Annotated in this window: 18 protein-coding genes; 11 read left to right on the top strand and 7 right to left on the bottom strand. The window is 45.8% G+C overall.

What is annotated here, in order from left to right; translation table 11 throughout:
* The first annotated feature begins 82 nt into the window (after positions 1 to 82).
* The 5 genes from rapA (at position 83) to QUF61_RS11765 (ending at position 6,519) form a co-directional block, all read left to right on the top strand.
* The gene (gene rapA, locus QUF61_RS11785; protein ID WP_289681841.1) at positions 83 to 2,992 is read left to right on the top strand and encodes an RNA polymerase-associated protein RapA; all 2,910 of its coding nucleotides are present in this window, start codon (positions 83 to 85) and stop codon (positions 2,990 to 2,992) included.
* Positions 2,993 to 3,324: 332 nt separating this feature from the next.
* Complete coding sequence (locus tag QUF61_RS11780) at positions 3,325 to 4,707, top strand: AAA family ATPase (RefSeq protein WP_289681840.1); 1,383 nt, start codon at positions 3,325 to 3,327, stop codon at positions 4,705 to 4,707.
* Positions 4,697 to 4,834 carry a hypothetical protein gene (locus QUF61_RS11775; protein ID WP_177428582.1) on the top strand — a complete coding sequence of 46 codons (138 nt, stop codon included), beginning with the start codon at positions 4,697 to 4,699 and terminating at the stop codon, positions 4,832 to 4,834. Before QUF61_RS11780 ends, QUF61_RS11775 begins: the two co-directional genes overlap by 11 nt.
* Before the next feature lie 955 nt (positions 4,835 to 5,789).
* The gene (locus QUF61_RS11770) at positions 5,790 to 6,095 is read left to right on the top strand and encodes a hypothetical protein (protein WP_289681838.1); all 306 of its coding nucleotides are present in this window, start codon (positions 5,790 to 5,792) and stop codon (positions 6,093 to 6,095) included.
* A 70-nt stretch (positions 6,096 to 6,165) separates the two neighbouring features.
* A complete protein-coding gene (locus QUF61_RS11765) occupies positions 6,166 to 6,519 on the top strand; it encodes a DUF3301 domain-containing protein (protein WP_103921456.1) in 354 nt (117 codons plus the stop codon).
* A 38-nt stretch (positions 6,520 to 6,557) separates the two neighbouring features.
* Here the strand turns inward: QUF61_RS11765 and QUF61_RS11760 are convergent, their stop codons facing one another.
* Complete coding sequence (locus tag QUF61_RS11760; RefSeq protein WP_289681836.1) at positions 6,558 to 7,172, bottom strand: hypothetical protein; 615 nt, start codon at positions 7,170 to 7,172, stop codon at positions 6,558 to 6,560.
* Between the two features lie 296 nt (positions 7,173 to 7,468).
* On the opposite strand from QUF61_RS11760, the gene glmU reads away from it, so the two are divergent.
* From glmU to QUF61_RS11740, 4 genes are all read left to right on the top strand, one after another.
* Positions 7,469 to 8,830, top strand: a complete 1,362-nt coding sequence (glmU, locus tag QUF61_RS11755; protein WP_289681834.1) for a bifunctional UDP-N-acetylglucosamine diphosphorylase/glucosamine-1-phosphate N-acetyltransferase GlmU — start codon at positions 7,469 to 7,471, stop codon at positions 8,828 to 8,830.
* A gap of 252 nt (positions 8,831 to 9,082) precedes the next feature.
* Positions 9,083 to 9,625 (top strand): YfiR family protein, encoded by a 543-nt coding sequence (locus QUF61_RS11750; RefSeq protein WP_103918375.1) that lies wholly within the window; start codon positions 9,083 to 9,085, stop codon positions 9,623 to 9,625.
* Between the two features lie 16 nt (positions 9,626 to 9,641).
* Positions 9,642 to 11,828 carry a TonB-dependent receptor plug domain-containing protein gene (locus tag QUF61_RS11745; RefSeq protein WP_289681832.1) on the top strand — a complete coding sequence of 729 codons (2,187 nt, stop codon included), beginning with the start codon at positions 9,642 to 9,644 and terminating at the stop codon, positions 11,826 to 11,828.
* 11 nt (positions 11,829 to 11,839) lie between these two features.
* A complete protein-coding gene (locus QUF61_RS11740; RefSeq protein ID WP_289681831.1) occupies positions 11,840 to 13,405 on the top strand; it encodes a PP2C family protein-serine/threonine phosphatase in 1,566 nt (521 codons plus the stop codon).
* A gap of 98 nt (positions 13,406 to 13,503) precedes the next feature.
* Here QUF61_RS11740 and QUF61_RS11735 read toward each other — a convergent pair whose 3' ends face one another.
* On the bottom strand, positions 13,504 to 15,999 hold the full coding sequence (locus QUF61_RS11735) for a cation:proton antiporter (protein ID WP_289681830.1): 2,496 nt from the start codon (positions 15,997 to 15,999) through the stop codon (positions 13,504 to 13,506).
* Between the two features lie 265 nt (positions 16,000 to 16,264).
* On the opposite strand from QUF61_RS11735, the gene QUF61_RS11730 reads away from it, so the two are divergent.
* Positions 16,265 to 17,098: a CAP domain-containing protein gene (locus QUF61_RS11730; RefSeq protein WP_289681829.1), complete on the top strand. Its 834-nt coding sequence runs from the start codon at positions 16,265 to 16,267 to the stop codon at positions 17,096 to 17,098.
* 216 nt (positions 17,099 to 17,314) lie between these two features.
* Here the strand turns inward: QUF61_RS11730 and queD are convergent, their stop codons facing one another.
* From queD to ileS, 4 genes are read right to left on the bottom strand one after another with little or no spacing between them, the layout of a single operon-like run.
* Positions 17,315 to 17,671 (bottom strand): 6-carboxytetrahydropterin synthase QueD, encoded by a 357-nt coding sequence (gene queD / locus QUF61_RS11725; protein ID WP_103918381.1) that lies wholly within the window; start codon positions 17,669 to 17,671, stop codon positions 17,315 to 17,317.
* Positions 17,671 to 18,318 (bottom strand): 7-carboxy-7-deazaguanine synthase, encoded by a 648-nt coding sequence (gene queE, locus QUF61_RS11720; RefSeq protein WP_289681828.1) that lies wholly within the window; start codon positions 18,316 to 18,318, stop codon positions 17,671 to 17,673. The genes queD and queE overlap by 1 nt, the downstream gene beginning before the upstream one ends.
* The gene (gene lspA / locus QUF61_RS11715; RefSeq protein ID WP_407080058.1) at positions 18,315 to 18,905 is read right to left on the bottom strand and encodes a signal peptidase II; all 591 of its coding nucleotides are present in this window, start codon (positions 18,903 to 18,905) and stop codon (positions 18,315 to 18,317) included. The genes queE and lspA overlap by 4 nt, the downstream gene beginning before the upstream one ends.
* Positions 18,898 to 21,708 carry an isoleucine--tRNA ligase gene (ileS, locus tag QUF61_RS11710; RefSeq protein WP_289681825.1) on the bottom strand — a complete coding sequence of 937 codons (2,811 nt, stop codon included), beginning with the start codon at positions 21,706 to 21,708 and terminating at the stop codon, positions 18,898 to 18,900. Before ileS ends, lspA begins: the two co-directional genes overlap by 8 nt.
* 555 nt (positions 21,709 to 22,263) lie before the next feature.
* Here ileS and QUF61_RS11705 point away from each other — a divergent pair.
* Positions 22,264 to 22,719, top strand: coding sequence for a bacteriohemerythrin (locus QUF61_RS11705; RefSeq protein WP_289681823.1), 456 nt, complete (start codon positions 22,264 to 22,266; stop codon positions 22,717 to 22,719).
* 66 nt (positions 22,720 to 22,785) lie between these two features.
* Here the strand turns inward: QUF61_RS11705 and QUF61_RS11700 are convergent, their stop codons facing one another.
* Entirely contained in the window at positions 22,786 to 24,087 is a 1,302-nt protein-coding gene (locus QUF61_RS11700; RefSeq protein ID WP_103918384.1) for an ammonium transporter, read from the bottom strand.
* Between the last annotated feature and the right edge of the window lie 14 nt (positions 24,088 to 24,101).

Below are 24,101 nucleotides of genomic sequence, written 5' to 3'. Positions count from 1 at the left end.
ATTCCTGAAACAAGCACTACGCCTGCACCTGCAAAATCCGCTATAATTGCAGGTTTTTGTTCTCTTTTAAGCAGGAGCCTTCATGCCGGAATTCATTTGCGGACAACGTTGGATCAGTGATACTGAAGCGGATCTGGGTCTGGGTTTGGTGGTAGAAACCGAACTACGCCGGGTCACCATCTTATTTCCAGCCTGTGACGATACCCGAATTTATGCGACCGATAACGCTCCTTTGACGCGGGTGCGCTTTCAGGAAGGGGATGAAATCCACAGTCATGAAGGCTGGTCTTTAACGGTTACTCTGGTGGAAGAACACGAAGGTCTGTTGACCTATCTGGGAGAAAAAGCCGATGGTATGCCGGGGTTTTTAACTGAACTGCAATTATCGCATTTTATCCAGTTCAGTAAACCCCAGGATCGTTTGTTTGCCGGACAAATCGATAATCAGAATTGGTTTGGGCTGCGCCATGCGACGCTGGAAAAATACAATGTACTGGCGCAGTCACCCGTGCGTGGCTTGCTCGGCGCGCGCGTCAGCTTATTACCGCATCAGCTTTATATCAGTCATGAAGTCGCCAGCCGCCATGCGCCCAGAGTGTTGCTCGCCGATGAAGTGGGGCTGGGCAAAACCATTGAAGCGGGTTTGATTCTGCATCAGCAGTTATTCACTGAGCGTGCGCGCCGGGTGTTATTGCTAACGCCGGAAACGCTGGTGCATCAATGGCTGGTGGAAATGTTGCGGCGCTTTAATCTGAATTTCAGCGTATTTGATGAAGAGCGCTGTATTGCCAGCAGTAACGAAGGTGAAGATGAGGAAGCCCATAATCCGTTTCACAGCGAACAGCGCATTTTGTGCAGCCTGGAATTTTTGCTGGATAATCCCAAGCGTTTAGCGCAGGCGGTGGATGGTGAGTGGGATTTGCTGGTGGTGGATGAGGCCCATCATCTGGCTTGGTCGGAACAGGAAGTCAGCCCGGAATATCAGGCCGTGGAGCAATTGGCGAGCAATACCCGTGGTCTGTTGCTGCTAACCGCCACCCCTGAGCAATTAGGCCGTACCGGACATTTTGCCCGTTTGCGCCTGCTCGATCCCGCACGTTTTTATGATTATGCGGCATTTGTGGAAGAAGATCGGCATTATGAACCGGTTGCCGCAGCCGTGCAGCATTTGCTCAACGATGAGCCATTACCGCAACAGGCATCACAGGTTTTATTGGAAAAACTCCATGAATCCGCGCACATGGATTGGCTGGCACAATTTAATGATCCCAAAACTGATGCCAAGAAACGCCAGCAGGTATCCCGGCAATTATTAGATTTATTATTAGATAGACACGGTACTGGGCGGGTGTTGTTTCGTAATACCCGCGCTGCTGTCAAAGGCTTTCCTGAACGCAAGTTACACGCGCATCCCCTGGAAGCAGATGACAGCTACCGCTTGCCTGAAGACTACGACGGTGAGCCTGAAGATCGTATTTTACAGGAGCTTTATCCTGAGTTCCAAAATGGGCAGGAAGGTATCTGGTGGCAGCAGGACCCGCGTGTTAGCTGGCTCATTGATTTATTAAACGATTTAAGCGAAGAAAAAGTGCTGGTGATTTGCGCCCATCCGCGCACGGCGCTGGAACTGGAAGAAGTGCTGGCAGCTAAAAACGGGATTCGCGCCACGGTGTTCCACGAAGGCATGACGATTATCCAACGTGATCGCGCTGCTGCCTATTTTGCAGATTTGGAAGCTGGTGCGCGGGTGCTGGTCTCTTCAGAAATCGGCAGTGAGGGACGTAACTTCCAGTTTGCGCATCATCTGGTTTTGTTTGATCTGCCTTTGAATCCTGATTTGCTGGAACAGCGCATTGGTCGCCTGGATCGTATTGGTCAGCAACAGCAGATTCAGATTCATGTGCCGCATATCATGAACAGTGCGCAGGAAAGTTTATTCCTCTGGTATCACGAAGGCATGGAAGCCTTTACCCAAACCTGTCCCGCCTGCCCCAGTGTCTATACCCGGATGCGCCCGGCGCTACTGGAAGTTTTAGCCAGCAGTAGTGAAAGCCACTATCAGGATATATTGGAAGCCTTGCTGGAAGAAACCCAGGCACAACACGCGCAACTACGCGCACATTTACAGTGCGGACGGGATTTGTTGCTGGAAATGAATTCACATCGCCCTAAACAGGCGCAGCAGCTTTGTGAAACGATTGAGGACTGGGATCAGGATTCGCAACTCATGCCCTGGCTGGAACAACTGTGTGATGTGTATGGTATTCGCCTGGAAGAACAGGACGGGGAAACCTGGGTATTACGCCCCGGTAATCACATGGTTTCTGCCAGCCTGCCAGAACTGCCGGAAGATGGCTTGAAAGTGACGCTGGAGCGGGACACGGCGCTGGTACGCGAAGACCTGCAATTATTAAGTTGGGAACACCCGCTGGTGCGTGGCGGCATGGATTGGGTGCTGAGCAGCGATCAAGGCAATACCTCGGTGGTGGCGATTCGTGATAACCGCCTGCCCAGCGGCACTTTGCTTTTAGAGACTTTGTTTGTATTGGTTTGCGCCGCACCGCCGGAGCTGCAAGCGCGGCGTTTCTTACCGGCAACAGTATTACGTCTGGTCTTGGATTTGGAAGGCGAACAATGGCAGAGCTTATTATCCCCCGCTGATATTCGCCAGCAGATCCAGCAGAAAAAACCGGTGAATGTGCATACGGCGCGTAATCTGGTGCGGGCAGCCAATGAGCGTATACAAACATTGGTGAAAAATGCGATTACCCAGGCCAATACACAATTGCCGGACTTGATTACGCGCAGCCTGGAGCAAATGGATAAGGAACTCAATGCCGAAATCACCCGTCTGGAAGCCTTGCATCAGGTTAATCCCAATGTACGCCCGGAAGAAATCGACTTTGCCCGCAGCCGCCAGCAAACCCTGCGCACGCATTTGCAGGCCAGCCAGTTGAATCTGGATGCTTTGCGGGTGATTGTGAATACTTAGGAGTGAGAATTTTATAACTTCAGCAACTTGGCTGGTCTTTTTCTCCATTTTCTGCGTTGTGAAAACAGTTACATAGCTTGCTATGCGCTTGTTTTCACGCCTTGAAAATGAATAAAAATCCTGCGCCCATTTTCTGCATTTATTTCATCCTCACTCCTTAATTTATGCTGTAATCATTCAGGTTTCATGACTATCATACCCGTGTAGACGGGTACCCGGTCGCTATTGACAAAGGCTGGGTGCCTGCCCGTGCAGGAATGACAGTAAAAGTATGGAATTTGAATGATTACATACTTACATAATGGCAGCATAAAGGTTGCTGAGGTAGTTGAATGAAAATCAAGTTAAAAGAACTTGGTTCCATCAAACAGGCAGAGTTTGAACTGGGTGACTTTACAATTATTTGTGGTAATAATAATACTGGTAAAACCTATGCTACATATGCTTTATTTGGATTCTTACATGTTTGGCAGGAATTATTAACCGTTGTAATTAAAGATACAGATATTGAAACCCTACTCAATAATGGTGTGGTCAAAATCGATTTATCAGCATATCTGGAAAACTATATGCTGATTTTAGAAAAAGCTTGTGAGAAATATACCCAATCATTACCAACAATTTTTGCTGCACCAGAAACACATTTTAATACAACAAATTTTCAGATTATTTTAGCCAAGCCTTCTTTGATTGATGAATACGAAGCTAAGTTTCAATCTGAAAATACAGAAATTTTTTCACTATTCAAATCTGAAAATACTACAGAACTGGTTGTTTCTTTATTAGCAGGAATGGAAAAAAATATTTTTCCGGAAAAAATTATTAAACGTATTATTTCAAATGCCATCATTGAAATTTTATTTAAAAAATCATTGCCTAAACCTTTTATTTCCAGTGCAGAGCGGACGGGAGCCACTATTTTTAGTAATGAGCTTAATTTTTCCCGTAACCGCTTATTAAAAGAAATGCACAATTTGGATAAAGACATTGATTCCAGGGAATTGCTATTTAAAAATTATCAGGATTATGCATTGCCTGTTGAAAAAAATGTTGATTTTATTCGTAATCTTAAAAAGGATTCAAAAAAATATAGCTTTATTTCTGAAAAGCACTCTGAAATATTGGATGACTTTACAGATATTATTGGTGGTAAATATCATATTACCGAGAATGATGAGTTATATTTCAATCCTAAGAGAAGTAAAGTCAAATTGACAATGGATGAAAGCTCCAGTGCTGTACGTTCCTTATTGGATATGGGATTTTATCTGCGCCATGTCGCTGAAAAAGGGGATTTATTAATGGTTGATGAACCAGAATTAAATCTGCACCCTGAAAACCAACGCCGAGTTGCACGATTATTTTCGCGTTTAGTGAAAATAGGAATTAAAGTTTTTATCACAACCCATAGTGACTATTTTGTTAAAGAATTAAATACGTTAATCATGCTGAATCATGACAAAGCTTATCTTAAAAGAATTGCTGAAGATGAAGGTTATAAGGATTCTGACCTCATTTCAGCAGAGCGGGTTAAGGTTTATATTGCTGAAAAAGCCTCCATCAAGCTAGATGGAAAAAAACGTAAATATCCCTATCAAACATTAACGCCTGCCAAAATCGATTCAGAATTAGGTATTGAAGCGCGTAGCTTTGATACAACCATCAATACAATGAATCGTATTCAGGAAGCGATTGTATGGGGGGATGATGACTGATTTTGAGATATTGTGTGAATTATTAAAAAAAGAAGCTGTTGTTGAAGTTGAAAAAGATCAGCATGGAAAAAATATACTAAACAACCACCCGCTAAAAGACGGGTGGGTTAGAGCATTTGGCGGCTGAAAGCCGAGATACAGGGCGGACAAGCCCTGTTGTTTAGCCCCAACGGGGCGCATTAATATAGCCAAGGGCAACGCCCCACTACCATTAACTTAAAGAGCCCAATCCTCGGATTGGGAGTCTAAAAAGCACACCCAAGCCAAGGCTTGACCTCCTTTAAACTTTTGTGCCAGTATTAAGTTTAGACTTTTGGTTAAAAATTATTGCTTTATTCTCATTGGGTGAGCAAGTATATCCCTGAAAGGGATAAACATACTAGGAGGCTGTCCGAGAACAGAGGCCGTAGCGAGGGAAGGCTGGTTTGAGGCAGATTTTTTCATTATTTGAGGCGAATATTGGGTATATTTAACGAAAATAAGGGAGAAATCTGACCAAATCCAGCTTTTCCGCAGTAGGTCTTGTGTTTTCGGACAGCCTCCTAGCCTGGGGCAGCGCCCCAGGCAGGTTATTTTGTTGAATTAGAGCCCTGAAAGGGCGATACATCAGAGGGCGCATCATTTATGTATCGCCCTTTCAGGGCTCTGGTATCATCACATTACAAACCCAGGGCGTTGCCCTGGGCTAGTATGTTTTGCCCCTTTGGGGCTTGAATACTTTCTTAAGTTAATGGTAGTGGGGCGCTGCCCCAAGCTATATTAAAATACCCCTTTGGGGTGTTAACGCTAAAACCCATATTTTAAGTTTTACCGTTAAACATTAGAGATAAATCTGTTCGCCTGAAAGGCGAAGGTTTTAACCTTGTGCATGGAAAATAAAACTTCATGAGCCTAAATCTGCTGATAATGATGCTTATACTGTAGAAATTCAAAATGTACCGAAGGATACCCTGATTATAAAAACAGATAAGTTTCCGCCAGCAACAGATTTTTTAAAAAAAATAGAGGATAAAGGCGTTCGTCAACGCGCTGATTTTGTAATTATTTCCCAGAAAACTATCAAAAATAAACTTAAAAACTTAATGATTTTTATTGAGCTGAAACGAGGTAAAACTGATTTAGAAACAAACATTATTCAGCAACTCAAAGGCGCACAGTGTGTGATGGCCTATTGTCGTTCAATAGGACAAATTTTCTGGAAAGAAAACGATTTTTTAGACCCTGATAAATATGATTGTCGTTTTATCAGTATCCGTAATATTAGTATCAATAAAAAACCCAGTTTTACCCAAAATAAACCAGGGCAATTACACAGTTCTCCAGAAAATATGTTAAAAATCAGTTCACCCCATAATTTATACTTCAAACGATTGGTAGGGGCTATATAATGCCGCTATACCCTAGTTTTCACAGTATTTTCCATATCATTCTCACCCCAAATGAAGAACTCACCCAATTATGAGCAGCTTATTTTCCATAGTATTGCTGGCTGGACTGGCCTGGTTTTGGCTCGATACCCTGCGTGTGCGGGAAATTGCCAAGGGTTTATGCCAGCAATTATGCCGTCATCACGGCCTGCAATGGCTGGATAGTTCCATTGCCTTTAAACGCCTGCGCGTGGTGCGTAATTTTCCCTCATCGAAACAGACAAACGCCAGCCATTGGCAATGGCAGTTACAAAGAACTTATATTTTTGAGTTCAGTGCTGACCAGGAGGATCGCCAGCAAGGTACGGTGATGATGAATGGCATGAATCCGGTTTTTATCAATATTCCGGGTTATTATGAGCGGGTGATTGAAAGGCCTGAATAGAATTTACGGTTTACGGTTTACGGTTTACGGTTTACGGTTTACGGTTTACGGTTTACGGTTTCAGTATGCTCTGCTTGTAATGGTGAAAACAAGGTGACTTTACTGCCGGATTGAAAAAGTGTTGCCGGGAATTGTTGGGTTTTACTGCGCAGTTGCAAGTAACCGGGGTAGCGGGTTAAGCCCAATGCTGTGGGCGCTTCGGCGTAAGGTGGCTCGATATGAATTTCAGCTTGAGGATGTACATTTAACATTACTTGCTTAATATTCTGATAATGAATTTCTGGCAGGCCGTCCTGATTCCATTCCAGATAACCACTGTCTTCAGCCTTGAGTATATGGCTGATATTTGCAATGTCTCGGCCTTCTATCTGCAAGCTGCGCCCTGTATTTTTTAGGCTATGAATAATAATAGTATGTCCTGCCAGTTGCCTGGCATTAATGATCAGTACATCAAAATCAAATGAAATTTTAATTGTCTGGGTATTTTGATAACTTACCAGGCGCTGTTGCGAAGCATTTTCCAGGTGAATCTGCTTCCCCTGACGATATAAAAAAAGAATTTCTGCATCAGGTTTTCGGGCAAGTTGTGACGTGGGAGGTAATACATTGTGCGTGCTGTTTTCCATAGCAGCGTCCGCACTGACCTGGTGCATTAAAATTAATGCACCTAATAGCAGGATAGTGATTAATCCTCGGCGGAAACAATAAATACAAAAAATACAGCACATTCGAAGTCATCTATTTTGCAAGGTATAAACTCATCATTGGAAACTCTAATCGAATGATTTCATTAAAAAAGACTAAAATAAAACAAAATATTACCAAAGGTAATGGCGTGGTGACAGGTGGTGTCATAATTATATAAAACTGGCTAACAGCAAGTTAAGAAACTAATGTTACGCAGTCACTACTTATTGCACAACTTCTATAACAACTGGAAACTCGAACCATGAAATTATCCATTATTATTCTCGCCGCCGGTCAAGGCACCCGGATGCGCTCCAGCCTGCCTAAAGTTCTGCATCCACTGGCAGGACGTCCCCTGTTGCATCATGTGCTGGAAACGGCGGAGCAACTCAATCCGGAAACCATTTACGTGGTCTATGGTCACGGTGGCGAGCACGTTTGTGACAGCGTGCAGGAAAAAAATATCCAGATGGTTGCCCAGATGCAGCAACTTGGCACAGGACATGCGGTTGACCAGGTAATGCCCAGCATTCCCGATGATCATCAGGTGCTGGTGTTATATGGTGATGTGCCACTGACCCGAATGGAAACCCTGCAAGCGATGACCACAGAGGCTGGACAAAACCTCAGTCTGCTTACTGTTATGTTGGATGATCCCAGCGGTTACGGGCGTATTGTGCGCAATCAACAGCAACAGGTGCAGGCGATTGTTGAACAAAAAGACGCGGATACTCAAACCCTGAAGATTAAAGAGGCTAATACCGGTATGCTGCGCGCCCCTGCGCAGCAATTGCGGCAATGGCTGCAACAACTGGAAAATAATAATGCCCAGCAGGAATATTATCTCACTGACATTATTGCCATGGCGGTGGCGGACGGCTGTGACATCAATACCTTGCAACCACAGCAGATAGAAGAAGTGCAGGGCGTGAACAACCGCCAGCAACTCGCAGAACTGGAGCGTTTTTATCAATATCAGCAAGCCGAACAACTGATGCTGGCGGGGGTGACACTGCTCGATCCCGCACGTTTTGATTTGCGCGGTCAGGTTAAAACCGGGCTGGATGTGAGTATCGACATCAACGTGGTGCTGGAGGGGCAGGTTACGCTTGGTGACAGGGTACAAATCGGCGCGAACAGTGTGATTAAAAATGCTGTGATTGGTGATGACGTAATCATTTTACCCAACTGCGTGATCGAAGATGCGGTGATAGAAAACCAATGCCAAATCGGGCCATTCTCGCGCATTCGCCCCGATACCCATCTGGCGGCACAGGTCAAGGTGGGTAATTTTGTGGAAATTAAAAAATCCCAGGTTGCCAGCGGCAGCAAGATCAGCCACCTCAGTTATATCGGTGACACCGAAATGGGCAAGGATGTAAACATTGGTGCAGGCACCATCACCTGCAATTATGACGGCGCCAATAAATACAAAACCATTATCGGTGACCGCGCTTTTATTGGCTCGGACACGCAATTAGTCGCACCAGTTACAGTCGGTGCGGGCGCGACCATCGGCGCAGGTTCCACCATCACCCACGATGCCCCTGCCGAAACTCTGAGCCTGAGCCGTAGCCCGCAAAAATTCCGGGAGGGCTGGCAGCGCCCGGTTAAGAAAAAATAAAATATCCGGGATAAAGCATAAAAATAGCCATTGTTGGATTTAAAAGCGGCTGTATAATGGTCATTCCCCTGCAAAATAACAAATAAATAACGACTTTAAAAGAAGTAATATTTAAAAATAGATAGGCAAGAATACTTTGGAATGAGGATAAAATAAAAAGCTAAACTGGGTGCAGGATTTTTGTTCAGTTTTGGATGTTATAAAATCCTCATTCCTTTACTTGTCTGTCATGCTACCGATGGAAAAATTATAATGTATAAAATACAAGTGATGCTACTAAGTATTACTCTAAGCCTGCTCTTATGTAACAATGTTGGTGCTACACCGCCTGCCCCCCGTGAATCCCAGGTCAAAGCCGTTTATTTGAATGGTTATTCCAAATTCATAGCTTGGCCAGCATCCGCCTTTAGTGATAAAAACAGCCCATTTCGTATCTGTATATTTGGTGAAAACCCCTTTGGTCGCTCACTGGAATTGGCTGTAGCTAATGAGACTGTGAAAAACCGCCCCGTTCAGGCCATGTATCTGAATGTGCTGGAACAGGTTTCGCAATGTCAAATTCTTTATGTCAGCGATTCTGAGAAAATTCGTCTTAATACAATTCTGGATAAAACACGGCAATACCCCATTCTTACCGTCGGCAATCTTAAAAATTTTGTGTTCAAAGGCGGCATGATTCAGTTCTACAACCACAATAACCATATTAGTTTCATGATTGATCCCGCCACATTACGCGAGGCAGGTCTGGAACCCAATGCAAACCTGCTACGCATTTCTGAAGTTGTTAAACGCTGATAAAGGGAAAATACTCATGAATACCTATCGATTTTTCATGCTATCAGCAACCTGTTTAATGCTGACTGTTAATGCGACAACTCATGCGCAAGCACCGCTAGATGATGATGCTGCCATGATTGAATACTTAAAAAATCTCGACTTTGGACAGTTACAAGAAGTTGAAGTGACTTTAGATGATACCTTTGATATTTTTGATGGCTTAATCAAAGCCCGTAAGGTAAAAGTGGCTTCCGGCGTTGAACAATCCATGTCACGCGCACCCGCCGTCACAACGGTGATTACCGCCCAGGATATTGAAGCCACGGGTGCCAATGATTTAGATGATATTCTGGAAAGTGTGCCGGGGCTGCATGTGGGACGGGATAATTTTTATAACCCGATTTATAGTGTGCGCGGCTTGTATTCAATTACCAACCCTGAAATTCTGTTGCTCATCAATGGCATTCCCATGCGTGATCTGGTTGCAGGCAACCGCGGCACGGCTTGGGGGGGAATGCCGGTCAATAATATCGCTCGCATTGAGATTATTCGGGGGCCGGGTTCTGCGGTATTTGGCGCGGATGCCTTTTCCGGGGTTATCAACATTATCACCAAACAGGCAGAGGATATTAAAGGCACTGAAGTCGGCGTTCGTGCAGGCACTTACGATACTTACGATGTCTGGGCCTTGCATGGTGGCAAGTTCAGTGGTTTTGAGCTGGCAGCGGCATTGGAAATACAACACACCGATGGCCCTGATGAAATTATACGTGCTGATCGTCAGTCACAACTGGATAAAAAAACGGGCAGCAACGCCTCTTATGCGCCAGGTTCAGTGGAACGCTCACAACGCACCGTGGATGCGCGTCTTGATCTCAGCAAAGGTCTGTGGCGGCTGCGCACCGGTTTCCAGAGCCGCAGTAATTTAGGTGTGGGTGCAGGCATAGGGCGCAGCCTGGATCCGAGAGGTGATGTTGTAGAAATTCGCTATAATGCAGATATCACCTACCATGATCCAGTATTCACGCAGCACTGGGATGTCAGCGCGCAGATCAGCTTTCTTGATCGACGTTTTGAGTCGAAAAACCTCACCTTATTTCCGCCCGGTACACGCTTGCCGTTTCCCCGGCAAGCTACTGGTGTGGTTTATGAAGACGGGGTATGGCAATCACATAGCATGGATCAGCGTTATACCCGCCTGGAACTGGACAGTTTATATACCGGCCTGAAAAATCATGTATTTCGCCTGGGTGCAGGTTATGCCTATGAAGATCTGTACAAAACCACTTATATTACCAACCGGGGACTGGGCGCGGACTTAAAGCCAATTCCTCCGGGGGCTGGCGGCGTGGTACTGGATGATACCCCAGGAGTCATCATGCCGGAAAAAATCCGTAAAAATGCGCATATCTTCATTCAGGATACCTGGGCGCTGGCTGATGCCTGGGAAATGACAGCAGGGGTACGCTATGATGATTACTCAGATTTTGGTAATACCATCAATCCACGTTTTGCCCTGGTGTGGCAGACCTCACCGCACTTAACAACAAAATTGCTCTATGGTCACGCATTCCGCGCACCATCATTCCGCGAGCTTTATGTTTATAATAATATTTATCGCGGTAACAGCGATTTGAAAGCGGAAACTATCAGTACCTGGGAACTGGCCTTTGATCACCGCACACGGGATAATCTGCACCTGGCACTTAATCTGTTTCGTTATAAGATAAAAGACAAAATTTTATTTGTACCCATACCCAACACAGCACAGTTACAGGCAGAAAATAAAGGTGGTCAGAAAGGCTACGGCATGGAACTGGAAGCGCGTTGGAAAATTAATAATAAATCCAGTCTGTTATTTAATTATGCCTATGCACGCAGTGACAATGACCAGGGCGAAGACATGGGTGATTACCCAAGGCATACAATTTATTTGCGTAATGACTGGTTGCTCAAACCTAAATGGTATCTGAATATACAGGCCAATTTTGTAGCAGATCGGCAACGGCCTCCCGCTGACACACGTCCAGCACTGGATGATGACATCACAGTCGATTTAACTTTACGGCGCAAGGATATCCGTGCAGGTCAATGGAATCTCGCAACTGGCGTGCGTAATGTATTCAATAGTGACCGACGTGAACCCATATTGCCAGATATTCCAGATGACCTGCCACTGGCGGGACGGCAGTTTTTTGCTGAGGCGCGTTATCATTTCTAAAGGTTATCATCATGACGCACTTCAAGTTTTTTGCAAAACTATCTATCAAAGCAAAACTCAATGCGGTGATGCTGATCACCAGCATGGTATTGCTTTCCGTGATTTCTATTGGTCTGATCGGTAATGAGATTGTTTCTTTGAAACGCAACCTTTCCAGTGATTTACTGACATTAGCCGACATTATGGGCAGCAATGGCAGTATTGGTCTGGTATTTGGTAATGTACAGGCCACTGCTGATACCCTGGCCTCGCTTAAAGCTAAACCAAACGTGACTGAAGCCAAGGTGTTTGATCAGCAGGGTAAGGCGTTTGCCCATTATGCTGTCGCGCCCTGTGATGAATCGATACCAGCTATCACATTAGACAGCTTGTACACAGAATATAGCAATGAATCCGGTGGCAATGCTGAAATTTTGGAGCAAGCATTTTTCCATCGGGATCGTGTTGAGGTTTTCAAGTCCATTCTTATGGATGATAAAGTCATCGGCACGGTTTATATTCAGTCCAACCTGGATGAAATGTATCTTCGCCTGCGCCATTATGCCTTCATGCTGGCAGGTGTTATGTTTATCGCATTGATTATTGCGTTGCTGATTTCAACCCGTTTACAACAGCTGATTACCCGCCCATTATTTACCTTGCTCACTACCATTAATCAGGTTTCAACGGAAAACAACTACGCCCTGCGCGCCACTGAGGGCAACCATGACGAAGTCGGACGTCTAGTTGAAGGTTTTAATGGTATGTTAAGCAAGATTGAGGAACGTGATGATGAAATTAATACCCTCAATCAACGCCTGACGCAAGAAAACCTGCGCATGGGTGCAGAACTGGATGTCTCGCGGCGCTTACAGAAAATGCTATTGCCACGTACGGCGGAACTCACTGCGATCAGTCGTGAAACCGCATTGGACATCGCCTGCTATATGGAACCAGCGGAAGAAATCGGTGGTGATTATTATGATGTCTTATATCATGATGGCATGGTGAAACTCAGTATTGGTGATGTCACCGGGCATGGCCTGGAAAGCGGCGTGGTCATGTTGATGGTGCAAACCGCCATTCGTACCTTGCTCAATGCCAGAATCAATGATCCCGTGTTGTTTCTCAACCTGCTCAATCAGACAATTTTCGACAATGTGCAGCGCATGGGAACCGATAAAAATCTCACCTTATCAACCCTGGATTATCGTCAAGGCGAGCTGCATCTTTATGGGCAGCATGAAGAACTTTTGGTCATACGTGAAGGGGGCCAGGTTGAGCGCATTGATACCCTCGATCTGGGATTCATGATCGGCCTGGTCGATGACATCAGTAGTTTTGTCGATGGTGTATCAGTGTCCCTGAAACCGGGTGATGGCATTGTACTGTATACCGATGGCATTACTGAAGCGCAACATAAACAAAGCAAAAAGATGTATGGCGTGGAACGTTTATGCCAGATCATCAGCGAGCAGTGGCACCGTCCGGCTCAGGAAATTCAGGAAGCAGTGTTAGATGATTTACGTCACTACATGGGGCCGAAAAAACCACTGGATGATATTACGCTGGTGGTGGTTAAGCGGGTGAGTGAGTAATTAATCTGCGAAAAAGAAGCTTTTGCGTAACACTAAGAGACTATCCAAGAACACAAAACCTACTGCGGAAAAGCTAAATTTGGACAGCCTCCAGTTAATTATTTCCGCGCCTGCGCCACCTGCTCAACTTTTTCCTGAAGTATGGGATATTGCTCAATCAGTTTTTCAAAGGCATCGCGCTGTAGTTCGTAAATCACGCAAGGGGTGATGCTGCGGCAGGTGGCGTTACGTGGTGTTTTATGGAGCAGGGCCATTTCCCCAAAAAAATCACCTGCCAGTAAAGTGGCGAGCTGTTGTTCCTGGCCTTGCAATTCAGGTTCGCTGCTTTCACGCACAATACGCACCACACCGCGCCCAATTAAAAACATGGAGTTGCCGCTTTCACCTTTGTGAATAATGATTTCTCCCGGCGGCAAGGTGAGGTTGCGCAGTTGTTTTGCCAAATGCCCAAGCTCTTCATGGCTAAGGGTCTGGAACAGCGGCACTTGGTGCAACAGTTCCACTGGATCCAGGCGCAGTGCATGGCTTTCGTAACCCCGCAGGTTGCGCAGTGGATTTTGTAATTGTTCGATTAACTCACTCGCGACATGTTCCGGTACAAAACCGGCTTCTGCCTGTGCCTGCAAATCTTCTTTTTGTCCTTGCAGCAGGGTGCGGCGCGCCAGTCGGGTTTGCATGGCGGTGACAAATTCCGGCAATTGCTCAGCGGCGGCATCCAGTCGTTGTTGGGCATTATCATGCCAGCGTTGGTAACTTTGTGCGACTTCATCAATTGCACTGCGTTCCGGGTCCAGGCGTTTGAACTCGCGCAATTCACGCAGTACCTTACGTCCGCCCTGGTATAAGCCCCAGTTTTTTTCATAAGTTCTGGTGGTATAACGCATACGCTTGGCTTCCGCCAGTCTGGCAAAACCCGGTAAGTGGCTGAGCCAGATTAATAATTTGCGTTCCAGCATTTGCCGGGTTTGGGAATGCAAAGTATAGGCAGGCACCTGACCCTGATGACGCATACTGTCGGTTTGCAGCGTCAGGGAGTGTGCGAGGTCGAGGTAAACTTCTTCGCTGAGATGACCTTTGCTGAACAAGCGGTAATAAATCACTTTTTCCGTGGCAAAACAGTGAATATAAAGCAAACGGCGCTCGGTTTCCGAGCTTAAATGATCTTTGCGCAAGTCCTGTAATTGTTGATAGGTTTTATCGATATTTTGCTGGTATTCCTGTTCCAGTTGTCCGGCGATGCGGGCGGAAAACAGGCCACCACTTTTCAGTTCGGGAATACGTTTTGCGGCATTACGCACGGCTTCCAGTGTGCCTTCCAGTTTCGACAGGCGATCTTCCAACGGTGGTTCATTCAAACCCAGTTTTTTCACCAGTGGCTCTATGCTCAATCCCTGCACCAGCAAAGTAAACAGTACTGCGCCCGTCACCACCGCCACCAGCGTTTCATTATATAGCGGTTGCGGCAGGCTCATCACCAAGGCCAAAGCCACCGCACCACGCAATCCGCCCCAGTACAACACAAGCTGATAACCGCGACTGATGGCGGTGGTTTGCTTCATCCAGCGTACTATTGGCAATAAACCGTATACCACCACCGCACGGGAAAGTAACATGCCCACCAGCACCCACAGCAGAATATCCAAAGCCCCCCCCAGCGCGATGAGATTGACTTGCAGGCCGACCAGTAAAAAAATCAGTGCATTGGCGACATAAGCAAAATATTCCCACAAGTGGCTGAGTTGTTCGGAAACCGAGGGTGAGATTTTAGTGCGCCCCCAGCCGCCCATGGTAATTCCGGCAGCAACCGCTGCCATCACACCGCTGACGTGGAACAGTTCTTCCGCCAGCAGAAACGCGGCATAAGCCAGCACAATGGTAAGTTGGATTTCTATCAGCGGATCACTTTCAACTTTGCTCAGCAGCCAGCCAAAAATCCGTGCCGCCAGCCAACCCACCAATATGCCGCCAAGAAATACACCGAGAAAATTCAACGTGCCGCTGAGCACTTCATTAGCAGTAAACACGCCGCTTAAGGCAATCGCAATCAAAATCCGGGTCAATACAATGGCAGTGGCATCATTAAACAGGCTTTCACCCTCAACAATCACCGTCAAACGCTCCGGCGCGCCCAGTTGTTTAAACAAAGCAATCACCGCTACCGGGTCAGTGGCACTGAGTATTGCGCCAAGAATTAAAGCGGTGGAAAATTCTAAAGGTGTCAGCAATGAAATCAATCCACCGAGGATAAAAGTCGATAGCAACACCCCAGGCACTGCCAGTGCCAGAATTGGAAACAGGTTTTGTTTAAGCTGACGGCTGTCGAGATTAAAGGCGGATTCAAACACCAGGGTCGGCAGCAACACCAGCATGATCAATTCAGCAGAAAACTGAAAATGGGCAAATGGATGTAAAGCAGCTTGCACAACAACCGGGCCATTTTGTGCCAGTTGTGATAAGGCAATACCCACCACCACCAGCAATACCGTAAACGGTAAACGACTCCATTTGCTGAATGCCAGCGTGGCTGAAGCGATAAACAGCAGGGTAATCACCACCCCGACAAGTTCTGGCAGGGGTAATTGAGTGGACATCATCAGGCCGCCTTCAATAATTATCTGTATGATACTAAGGAATTAATCCATAGCTATAAGCCTAGACCTAAGCAGGAAGAAACTCAATATCAAATGCTTTGTAAGGTGAGTCTGACAAATTTTGGCAAAGCTGCTCCGCAGAACTATACTGTCTAAAGGTGAGCATTGCTGTTAAATTATGGTTTCTTTTTTTTGAGGAAATATGATGCTTTATAGTCAACGATTTTTTGTGTTTCTAATGACTTGTATTCTGATTTCAGGGTATCCCATGCATACTGCAATCGCAGCCAGTTACCCGGCGGCCACCACTGCTGAAACGGAACTACATCAACTGCTTAATGAGTACCGGGGGCAAAATGGTCTGCCTGCCATTCCCTTGTCTCCCGCACTGACCCACGTTGCGCAGACCCATGTTCAGGATATGAATGCTTTTCCGGCTTCCGGTGCCTGTAATATGCATAGTTGGTCGGCAAATGGGCAATGGAGCGCTTGTTGTTATACGATGGATAATGCCCAGGCAAGCTGTATGTGGGATAAACCTAAGGAACTGACAGATTATAGAAGTGACGGTTATGAAACTGCGGCATCTTCTTTTGGCGCTATCACGGCGCAAGAGGCCATGAACCAGTGGAAAAACAGTTCTGCGCATAATGACACGCTGCTTAACCAGGGATTCTGGACACGGCCCTGGAATGCTGTTGGTATCGGAATTTTGAATGGATATGCTGTTTTGTGGTTTGGTAATCAAGCTGACAGCAGCACATTTGATAGCGGCTCCAGTACAGACGGTGGACAATGCAGTCAATATAACAGTGCCACCGGACAGGTTGAAATGCCTTGCCTGCAACTGGATACAGGTGTACACCGACTGAACCTGAACTTGTTACCTAACCAACCGGGTTTGCGCCTTAGTATTGATATGAACAGTTTTCAGCCTGTTACAGGCATGGTGCCAGGTAATGACTGTGCTGTATTTCCCTATAATCAGAGTCAACTGCACTTAAACTGCCTGGACTTAGGTGAGCAATACTGGCTGAATTTCAACCCGGTTAATGGCAGCAGCGGTATTGAACTGGAGTTGACAGGTTATGGCTTAAGGTAATCAACCTGAGTTCAACGTAAGCGTCTTTCCCTCATTAGCAAATTCTACTGGCTAATGTCTAACTTTGTAAGTTCCGCTTGATACAGCAAGCAGGGTGGGCGAAATACTGCCACAATGTTTATCGGCATTTTGCCCACTAATTGCTGTTGATTGGGTATTTACACACCGGGATTTGTGAGGGGGTAGCCGGGCAACTGGCTGTTCTACCTCATTATCCTAATCGCCGCTATACACACAACCCGCAGTACAGGTTTCCTTTACCATAATTTTACTCAACAGCGGCAAAGTGGGCTTTAAGTGTTGCCAAATCCAACGCGCCAGGTTTTCTGCGGTAGGATTTTCAAGGCCAGGAATTTCATTCAGATAATAGTGATCCAACTGTTGATAAATCGGCTGAAAGATTTGTTTAATATCACCAAAATCCATCACCCAGCCGCTATCCTCTCCCACTTCGCCACAGATATAAATACGTATACGGTAGGTATGTCCATGTAAGCGTGCGCATTTATGACCTTCCGGCACATTGGGTAAGTGATGCGCCGCGTCAAAACTAAAGTCTTTAAAAATTTCCATCAGGGAATATCCAGCCATTTATGGGTTTGTATGCTGAGTCGCCAATGCGGGTGTTGTTTGCAATAGGCGATAGCTTGTTGTAGATGTTGTTGTTGCTTATTGCTATCCAGCGGATCGTCTAAAGCCTGTAACAGGAAGTATTGGAATGGAAGCGATTCAAAAGTTTCAGGGCAAATACCATTTTGTGGATAAATTAATTTAAGTTCATGACCTGAAGTTTGCACTAAATCCGTGCCTGCCTTAGGGCTGACACAAATCCAGTCAAGCTGATCTGGCACTGCAATGGTACCGTTGGTTTCCACGGCAATTTCAAAGTTCAGCGCATGTAAAGCCTCAATCAGCGGAGTGTCCAGTTGCAAGAGTGGCTCACCACCAGTGAAAACAACAAATCCCCGTATACTTTCTGTTTCAGGAAAATAGTGTTTAATATGCAAAGCTAATTGCCTGGCAGTGGCAAACTTTCCTCCTCCCTTGCCATTAACCCCAACAAAATCCGTGTCACAAAACGAACAGGATGCTTTGTGTCGGTCTTGTTCCAGGCCTGACCAGAGGTTACAACCCGCGAAGCGGCAAAATACCGCAGGTCGTCCAGCATTAATACCTTCACCCTGCAATGTATAAAAAACTTCTTTAACGCTGTAGGTCATTGCTCAGGGTGCGCAAATAAGGCATCCAACAATAAAATGACAGCCCCCAGCGTAATCGCGGCATCCGCCACATTAAATGCAGGCCAATGATATTGCTGATAATAGATATCAATAAAGTCAATGACATAGCCAAATTCTATCCGATCCCAGAGATTACCTGCCGCACCACCGAGAATTAATGCCAGTGCCAGTGCTACAGTATGGTGTCCCCGACGCATTTTTACTATCCACACAATAAGCACCATACACACGATAGATGCCAGAATAATAAAAAACCAGCGCTGCCAGCCACCGGCATCTGCCAGGATACTAAAAGCTGCACCAGGATTATAGGCCAGAACAATATTAATAAATGCGTTTACTGTTAGTGGGTTACCCATTTCAATATTCTGGCTCACCCAGCCTTTGCTCAGCTGATCAATAAAAAAGACCGCAACAGATAAGGATAACCAGGGATAATTACCTTTGGTTTTTGCCAGACGCCGCCGTGGTAGTAGCTGTTTATGCGTGACATGATTTGCCAGCTCAGCAGCATCCATTTTCTTTAATAAGGCTTCTTGCGCTTCATCTTGTGTTTCATTAGACATAACGTCGTTGTTCACCCATTTCCAAATTCTCAACACAACGTCCGCAAAGCTGCGGATGTTGCGCATGACTACCGACATCCTTGCGATGATGCCAGCAACGTACACATTTTTCTTCGGCACAGGCTTTGACCTGAATGCGAAAACCTGTTTCCGTATCCACGTCTTCCTGATGCACGCGTGCTTCAGAAGTAATTAATACAAAGCGTAATTCATCTTCCAGCAGAGTCAATGCATCAAACCATTTTTTATTACAAAAAATATCCACTTCTGCATCCAGTGAAGAGCCAATTTCACCGGAAACCCGCAGGGCTTCCAATTCTTTACTGACCACTTCGCGCAATTCAAAAACCTGCGCCCAATAAGTTGCATCCAGCGCAGTATTTTCTGCCATCGGGAATAAGCCATCATACCAACGGCTGAGAAAAACAAAGTCTTCATTTTGTTTTCCAGGCAGATGCGACCAGGCTTCATCAGCGGTAAAGCTGAGAATAGGAGCCATCCAACGCACCAATGCTTGCGCAATATGATACATTGCAGTTTGCGCGCTACGCCGTGCTAAGGCTTCTGTTGCAACGGTATATTGGCGGTCTTTGATAATATCCAGATACAAAGCCCCCATATCCACTGCACAGAATTGGTGCAATTTCTGGTAAATCTGGTGAAAGGCATAATCCTCATAAGCGGTACAAATTTCTTTCTGCAAACGCCATGCCCGATCAACTGCCCAACGATCCAATACCAGCATCTGTTCCGGTGCAAGCAAGTCTTTTTCCGGGTCAAAATCATGTAGATTGGATAATAAAAAGCGCATGGTATTACGCAGCCGACGATAAGCATCGGCAATACGTTTTAAGATTTCATCAGAAACATTCATTTCTGCCCGGTAATCAGTGGCCGCAACCCATAAACGCAGAATATCCGCACCCAGGGATTTCAGCACTTTTTTCGGGTCAACCACGTTGCCTTTGGATTTGGACATTTTCATGCCCTGTGCATCCACCGTAAAACCGTGGGTTAATACTTCTTTATAAGGCGCGCTGCCGCGCATTGCCACGGCGGTAACTAAAGCAGACTGAAACCAGCCACGATGTTGATCCGAGCCTTCCAGATATAAATCTGCTGGTAAACCCAGTTCTGAACTACTGCCTTCCAATACCGTGGCATGGGTCACACCAGAGTCAAACCAGACATCCAGGGTATCGCTGAGCTTGTCATAATCTTCAGCGGCATCCCCCAGCAAGTCTTTAGTATCCAGTTCAAACCAGGCGTCAATGCCTTTGGCTTCCACTTTTTTAGCAACCGTTTCAATCAAAGCCGGGGTATCAGGATGTAAAGCCCCGGTTTGTTTATGCAAAAACAAAGGAATCGGCGTGCCCCAAGTACGTTGCCTGGAAATACACCAATCCGGGCGATTTTCCACCATGCCCGCAATGCGCTGCTTACCCCAATCAGGCAGCCAGGTGACTTTTTCAATTTCTTTGAGCACTTGTTGACGTAAACCATTCTTATCAAAGCTGATAAACCACTGTGGCGTGGCACGGAAAATAATCGGGATTTTATGTCGCCAGCAATGTGGATAACTATGACGGATACCCTGCTCACGCAATAGTTTATGTTGGGTTTTCAGCAATTCAATGACTTTGCGGTCGGCATCAAACACCATTTCTCCGGCAAAGATTGGGGTATTTTCCAAGAAACGTCCATTACTGCCAACGGGGTTATAAACTTCCAGGTCATATTTCAGGCCAACCAGGTAATCCTCCTGACCATGACCCGGTGCAGTATGCACAGCCCCCGTACCAGCTTCCAGCGTGACGTGTTCCCCTAAAATAATCGGTACTTCCCGCTCATAAAACGGGTGCTGGGTCAACAAACCTTCCAGTTCCTGACCTTTGCAATAGGCCACGACATGGTAGTTTTCAACATCATAACGCGCCATGGCATCTTTCAGCAGCGCCTCAGCAAGAATCAGGCGCTCGCTGCCTTGCGCGGTTTCACATTCGACAACGGCATATTCCAGTTCAGGATGTACCGCAACCGCCTGGTTAGCAGGTAAGGTCCACGGCGTTGTGGTCCAGATAACAATCGAAATCGGGCCTTTGCCATATTTCTCTGGCGCGTGATGGCAGCGCTGCATCAGAGCAGCCTCATCCTGTAAAGCAAAGCGTACATCAATCGCCAGCGAATTTTTATCTTCGTATTCGACTTCAGCTTCCGCCAAAGCAGACCCGCAATCGGTACACCAGTGCACAGGCTTGGAACCTTTTTCCAGGTGCCCGTTGTCAATAATTTTACCCAAAGCGCGAATGGTGTCCGCTTCGGTCTGGTAATTCATGGTCAGATAAGGCTTTTCCCAGTCCCCTAACACCCCCAGACGCACAAAATCATCCCGCTGGCGATCTACTTGCTGCTGCGCATAATGACGGCAGGTATCGCGGAAGTCCCGCGCATTAATTTTATAGCCAGCTTTGCCTTTTTTCTTTTCCACCGCCAGCTCAATAGGCAAACCATGACAATCCCAGCCGGGCACATAAGGTGCGTCAAAACCACTTAAACCTTTTGACTTAACAATAATATCCTTGAGCACCTTATTCACTGCATGACCAATATGAATATCACCATTGGCATAAGGTGGGCCATCATGCAATATAAACTGTGGCAACCCTGAAAACTGCTGGCGAATTTGTTGATAGAGTTTTTTCTCTTGCCAGTTTTTTAAAAACCCAGGCTCCCGCTTGGCAAGATTGCCCCGCATAGGGAAGTCAGTTTTGGGCAAGTTCAGGGTGTGTTTGTAATCAGCCACGTAGTGCCTCACAGTTGAGCAAAATGTTGAGATAAATTGAACTAAAAAAGCTTTTTATTATAACAGCCTGCGCATGGAGGATAAATAACCTAAGTGAGGATAAATAATCTAAGGAATGAGGATGAAATAAGAACCGAAACCGGGCGCAGGATTTTTGTTCATTTTCAAGGCATGAAAATAGGCACATAGCAAGCTATGTAACTGTTTTCATAACGCAGAAAATGGAGAAAAAGGCCAGCTTGGTTTCAGGAATTATAAAATCCTCGTTCCTAAGTTCAGCATCAGCTTCTTTTAGCCGCTACGCAGCTAAAAACTACATTCAGCTCAGGCCAGGTTATAACGGATATGCAACTTCATCAGGCTGGGCTATAATGTTAGTATTTTATAAATCATTGATAAAATCAATGTGTTTTATTGAAAACTAAATACATTTACGCTGCACTCGCCACTCATTTTCCCGCCTCAAGTATTAATACAATCAGACTCGGTTGCTTGTAAAAATAGAGATAAGGCAGTATTACGCTTGGGCAGCATCAACAGAAGGGAACCCGGCTGATGAAAGAACTCATTGAATGGAGTAACGATTTAAGCGTCAATATACAGGAAATTGACGAACAGCATAAAATACTGGTTGCTCTGCTCAATAAACTATACGCATCTATTATTACCTCAGATGATCAAACGGTGATTCATGAGGTGCTGACAGAGTTAACCCAATATACAATTATCCACTTTGCCGTTGAAGAAAGCCTGATGCGTATTTTCCACTATCCTGATTATGAAGAGCATAAACAACAACACGCCGAATTGACTCAACAGGTTATCGATCTGAAAAATAAAGTAACAAGTGGGAAAACGCAGATTAGCATGGAGACGTTAGATTTCCTACGCCAATGGCTGACAAGACACATCATGGGTGAAGATAGAAAATATGTAACCTGTTTTCTTGAACATGGTATGGAAAAAACCTGGGCAAAACGCTCTTGGATGGGACGCATCTGGGGTTCATAAGCCTAAAAAAAATCCGCTTATAGCGGATTTTTTTAATTTTAACTCTTTTATAAAATATTCAACATTTTATAAATAGTCATAACCCCTTTCTTCATGCTGACTGATATCCAGGCCTTCCACTTCTTCTTCATGCTCAACACGCAGACCAACCAGCATATCAACCAGTTTCAGTATACCCACCGTGACAATCGCAGTATATACAAAAGTCGCAATCACGCCGACAAACTGCACCCACAACTGCTGCCCCATGCTAGTAATATTATCAGCAAAGCCCATGCCGCTGAATACACCTAATTCAGTGGAGGCAAAAACACCAGCTAATAAGGTGCCAAGAATGCCACCAACGCCATGCACCGGAAATACATCCAGGGAATCATCAATCTTTAGTTTGCGTTTAATTAAAATGGTCATAAAAAAGCACACCAGACCTGCACTGAAACCAATAATTAAAGCACCACCCGGCCCAACATAACCAGATGCCGGGGTAATCGAGCCTAATCCGGCAACCATGCCGGTAACAGCACCTAATACACTGGGTTTACCGTATTTTATCCACTCTAAAAACAACCAGGTCATGGTACCCACAGCGGCTGAAATATGTGTAACAAACATCGCCATGCTGGCATCTGCATTGGCAGCCAATGCACTGCCACCATTAAAGCCAAACCAGCCTACCCAAAGCATCCCTGCGCCGGTTACGGTCATAGTTAAATTATGGGGAGGCATTGCAGTATGGGGAAAGCCTTTGCGATTACCCATCCACATCGCAGCAACAATAGCAGCAACGCCCGCAGTGATATGCACCACAGTGCCACCGGCAAAGTCCAGCAAGCCCATTTTGCTCAACCAGCCACCGCCCCAAACCCAGTGTGTTACGGGGGCATACACCAGAACCACCCAGATGGCGCTAAAGATCAACATTGCTGAAAAACGCATACGCTCAGCAAAACCACCAACAATCAAAGCCGGGGTAATAATAGCGAACGTCATCTGAAACATGGAGAAGCTTACTTCAGGAATATCACCGGTCATTGCATCCTTACCAACGCCAGCAAACATAGCCTTGCCCATACCGCCTATCCAGTCATTACCCACATCAAATGCCAGACTGTAAACGCCGATAAGCCATAACACAGAAACCATGCCGGTAATTGCGAAACACTGCATCAGTACGGAAAGTACATTTTTAGAGCGTACCAGGCCTGCGTAAAACAATGACAAGCCGGGAATGGTCATAAATAGCACCAATGCCGTCGAAGTCAGAATCCAGGCGGTATTCGCTGCATTCATTTCTTCTGCAAAAGCCAGTGTTGGCATCGCCAAAAATAAGGATGAAATAAAAAGATAGGACCAGGATTGCTTATACATCGTAGTGCTTAACT

The sequence above is a fragment of the Candidatus Venteria ishoeyi genome (assembly GCF_030378065.1).
GTDB lineage: Bacteria > Pseudomonadota > Gammaproteobacteria > Beggiatoales > Beggiatoaceae > Venteria > Venteria ishoeyi.
Note: the sequence above shows the minus strand (reverse complement) of the source record. Positions and strands in the feature narration are given on the sequence as shown.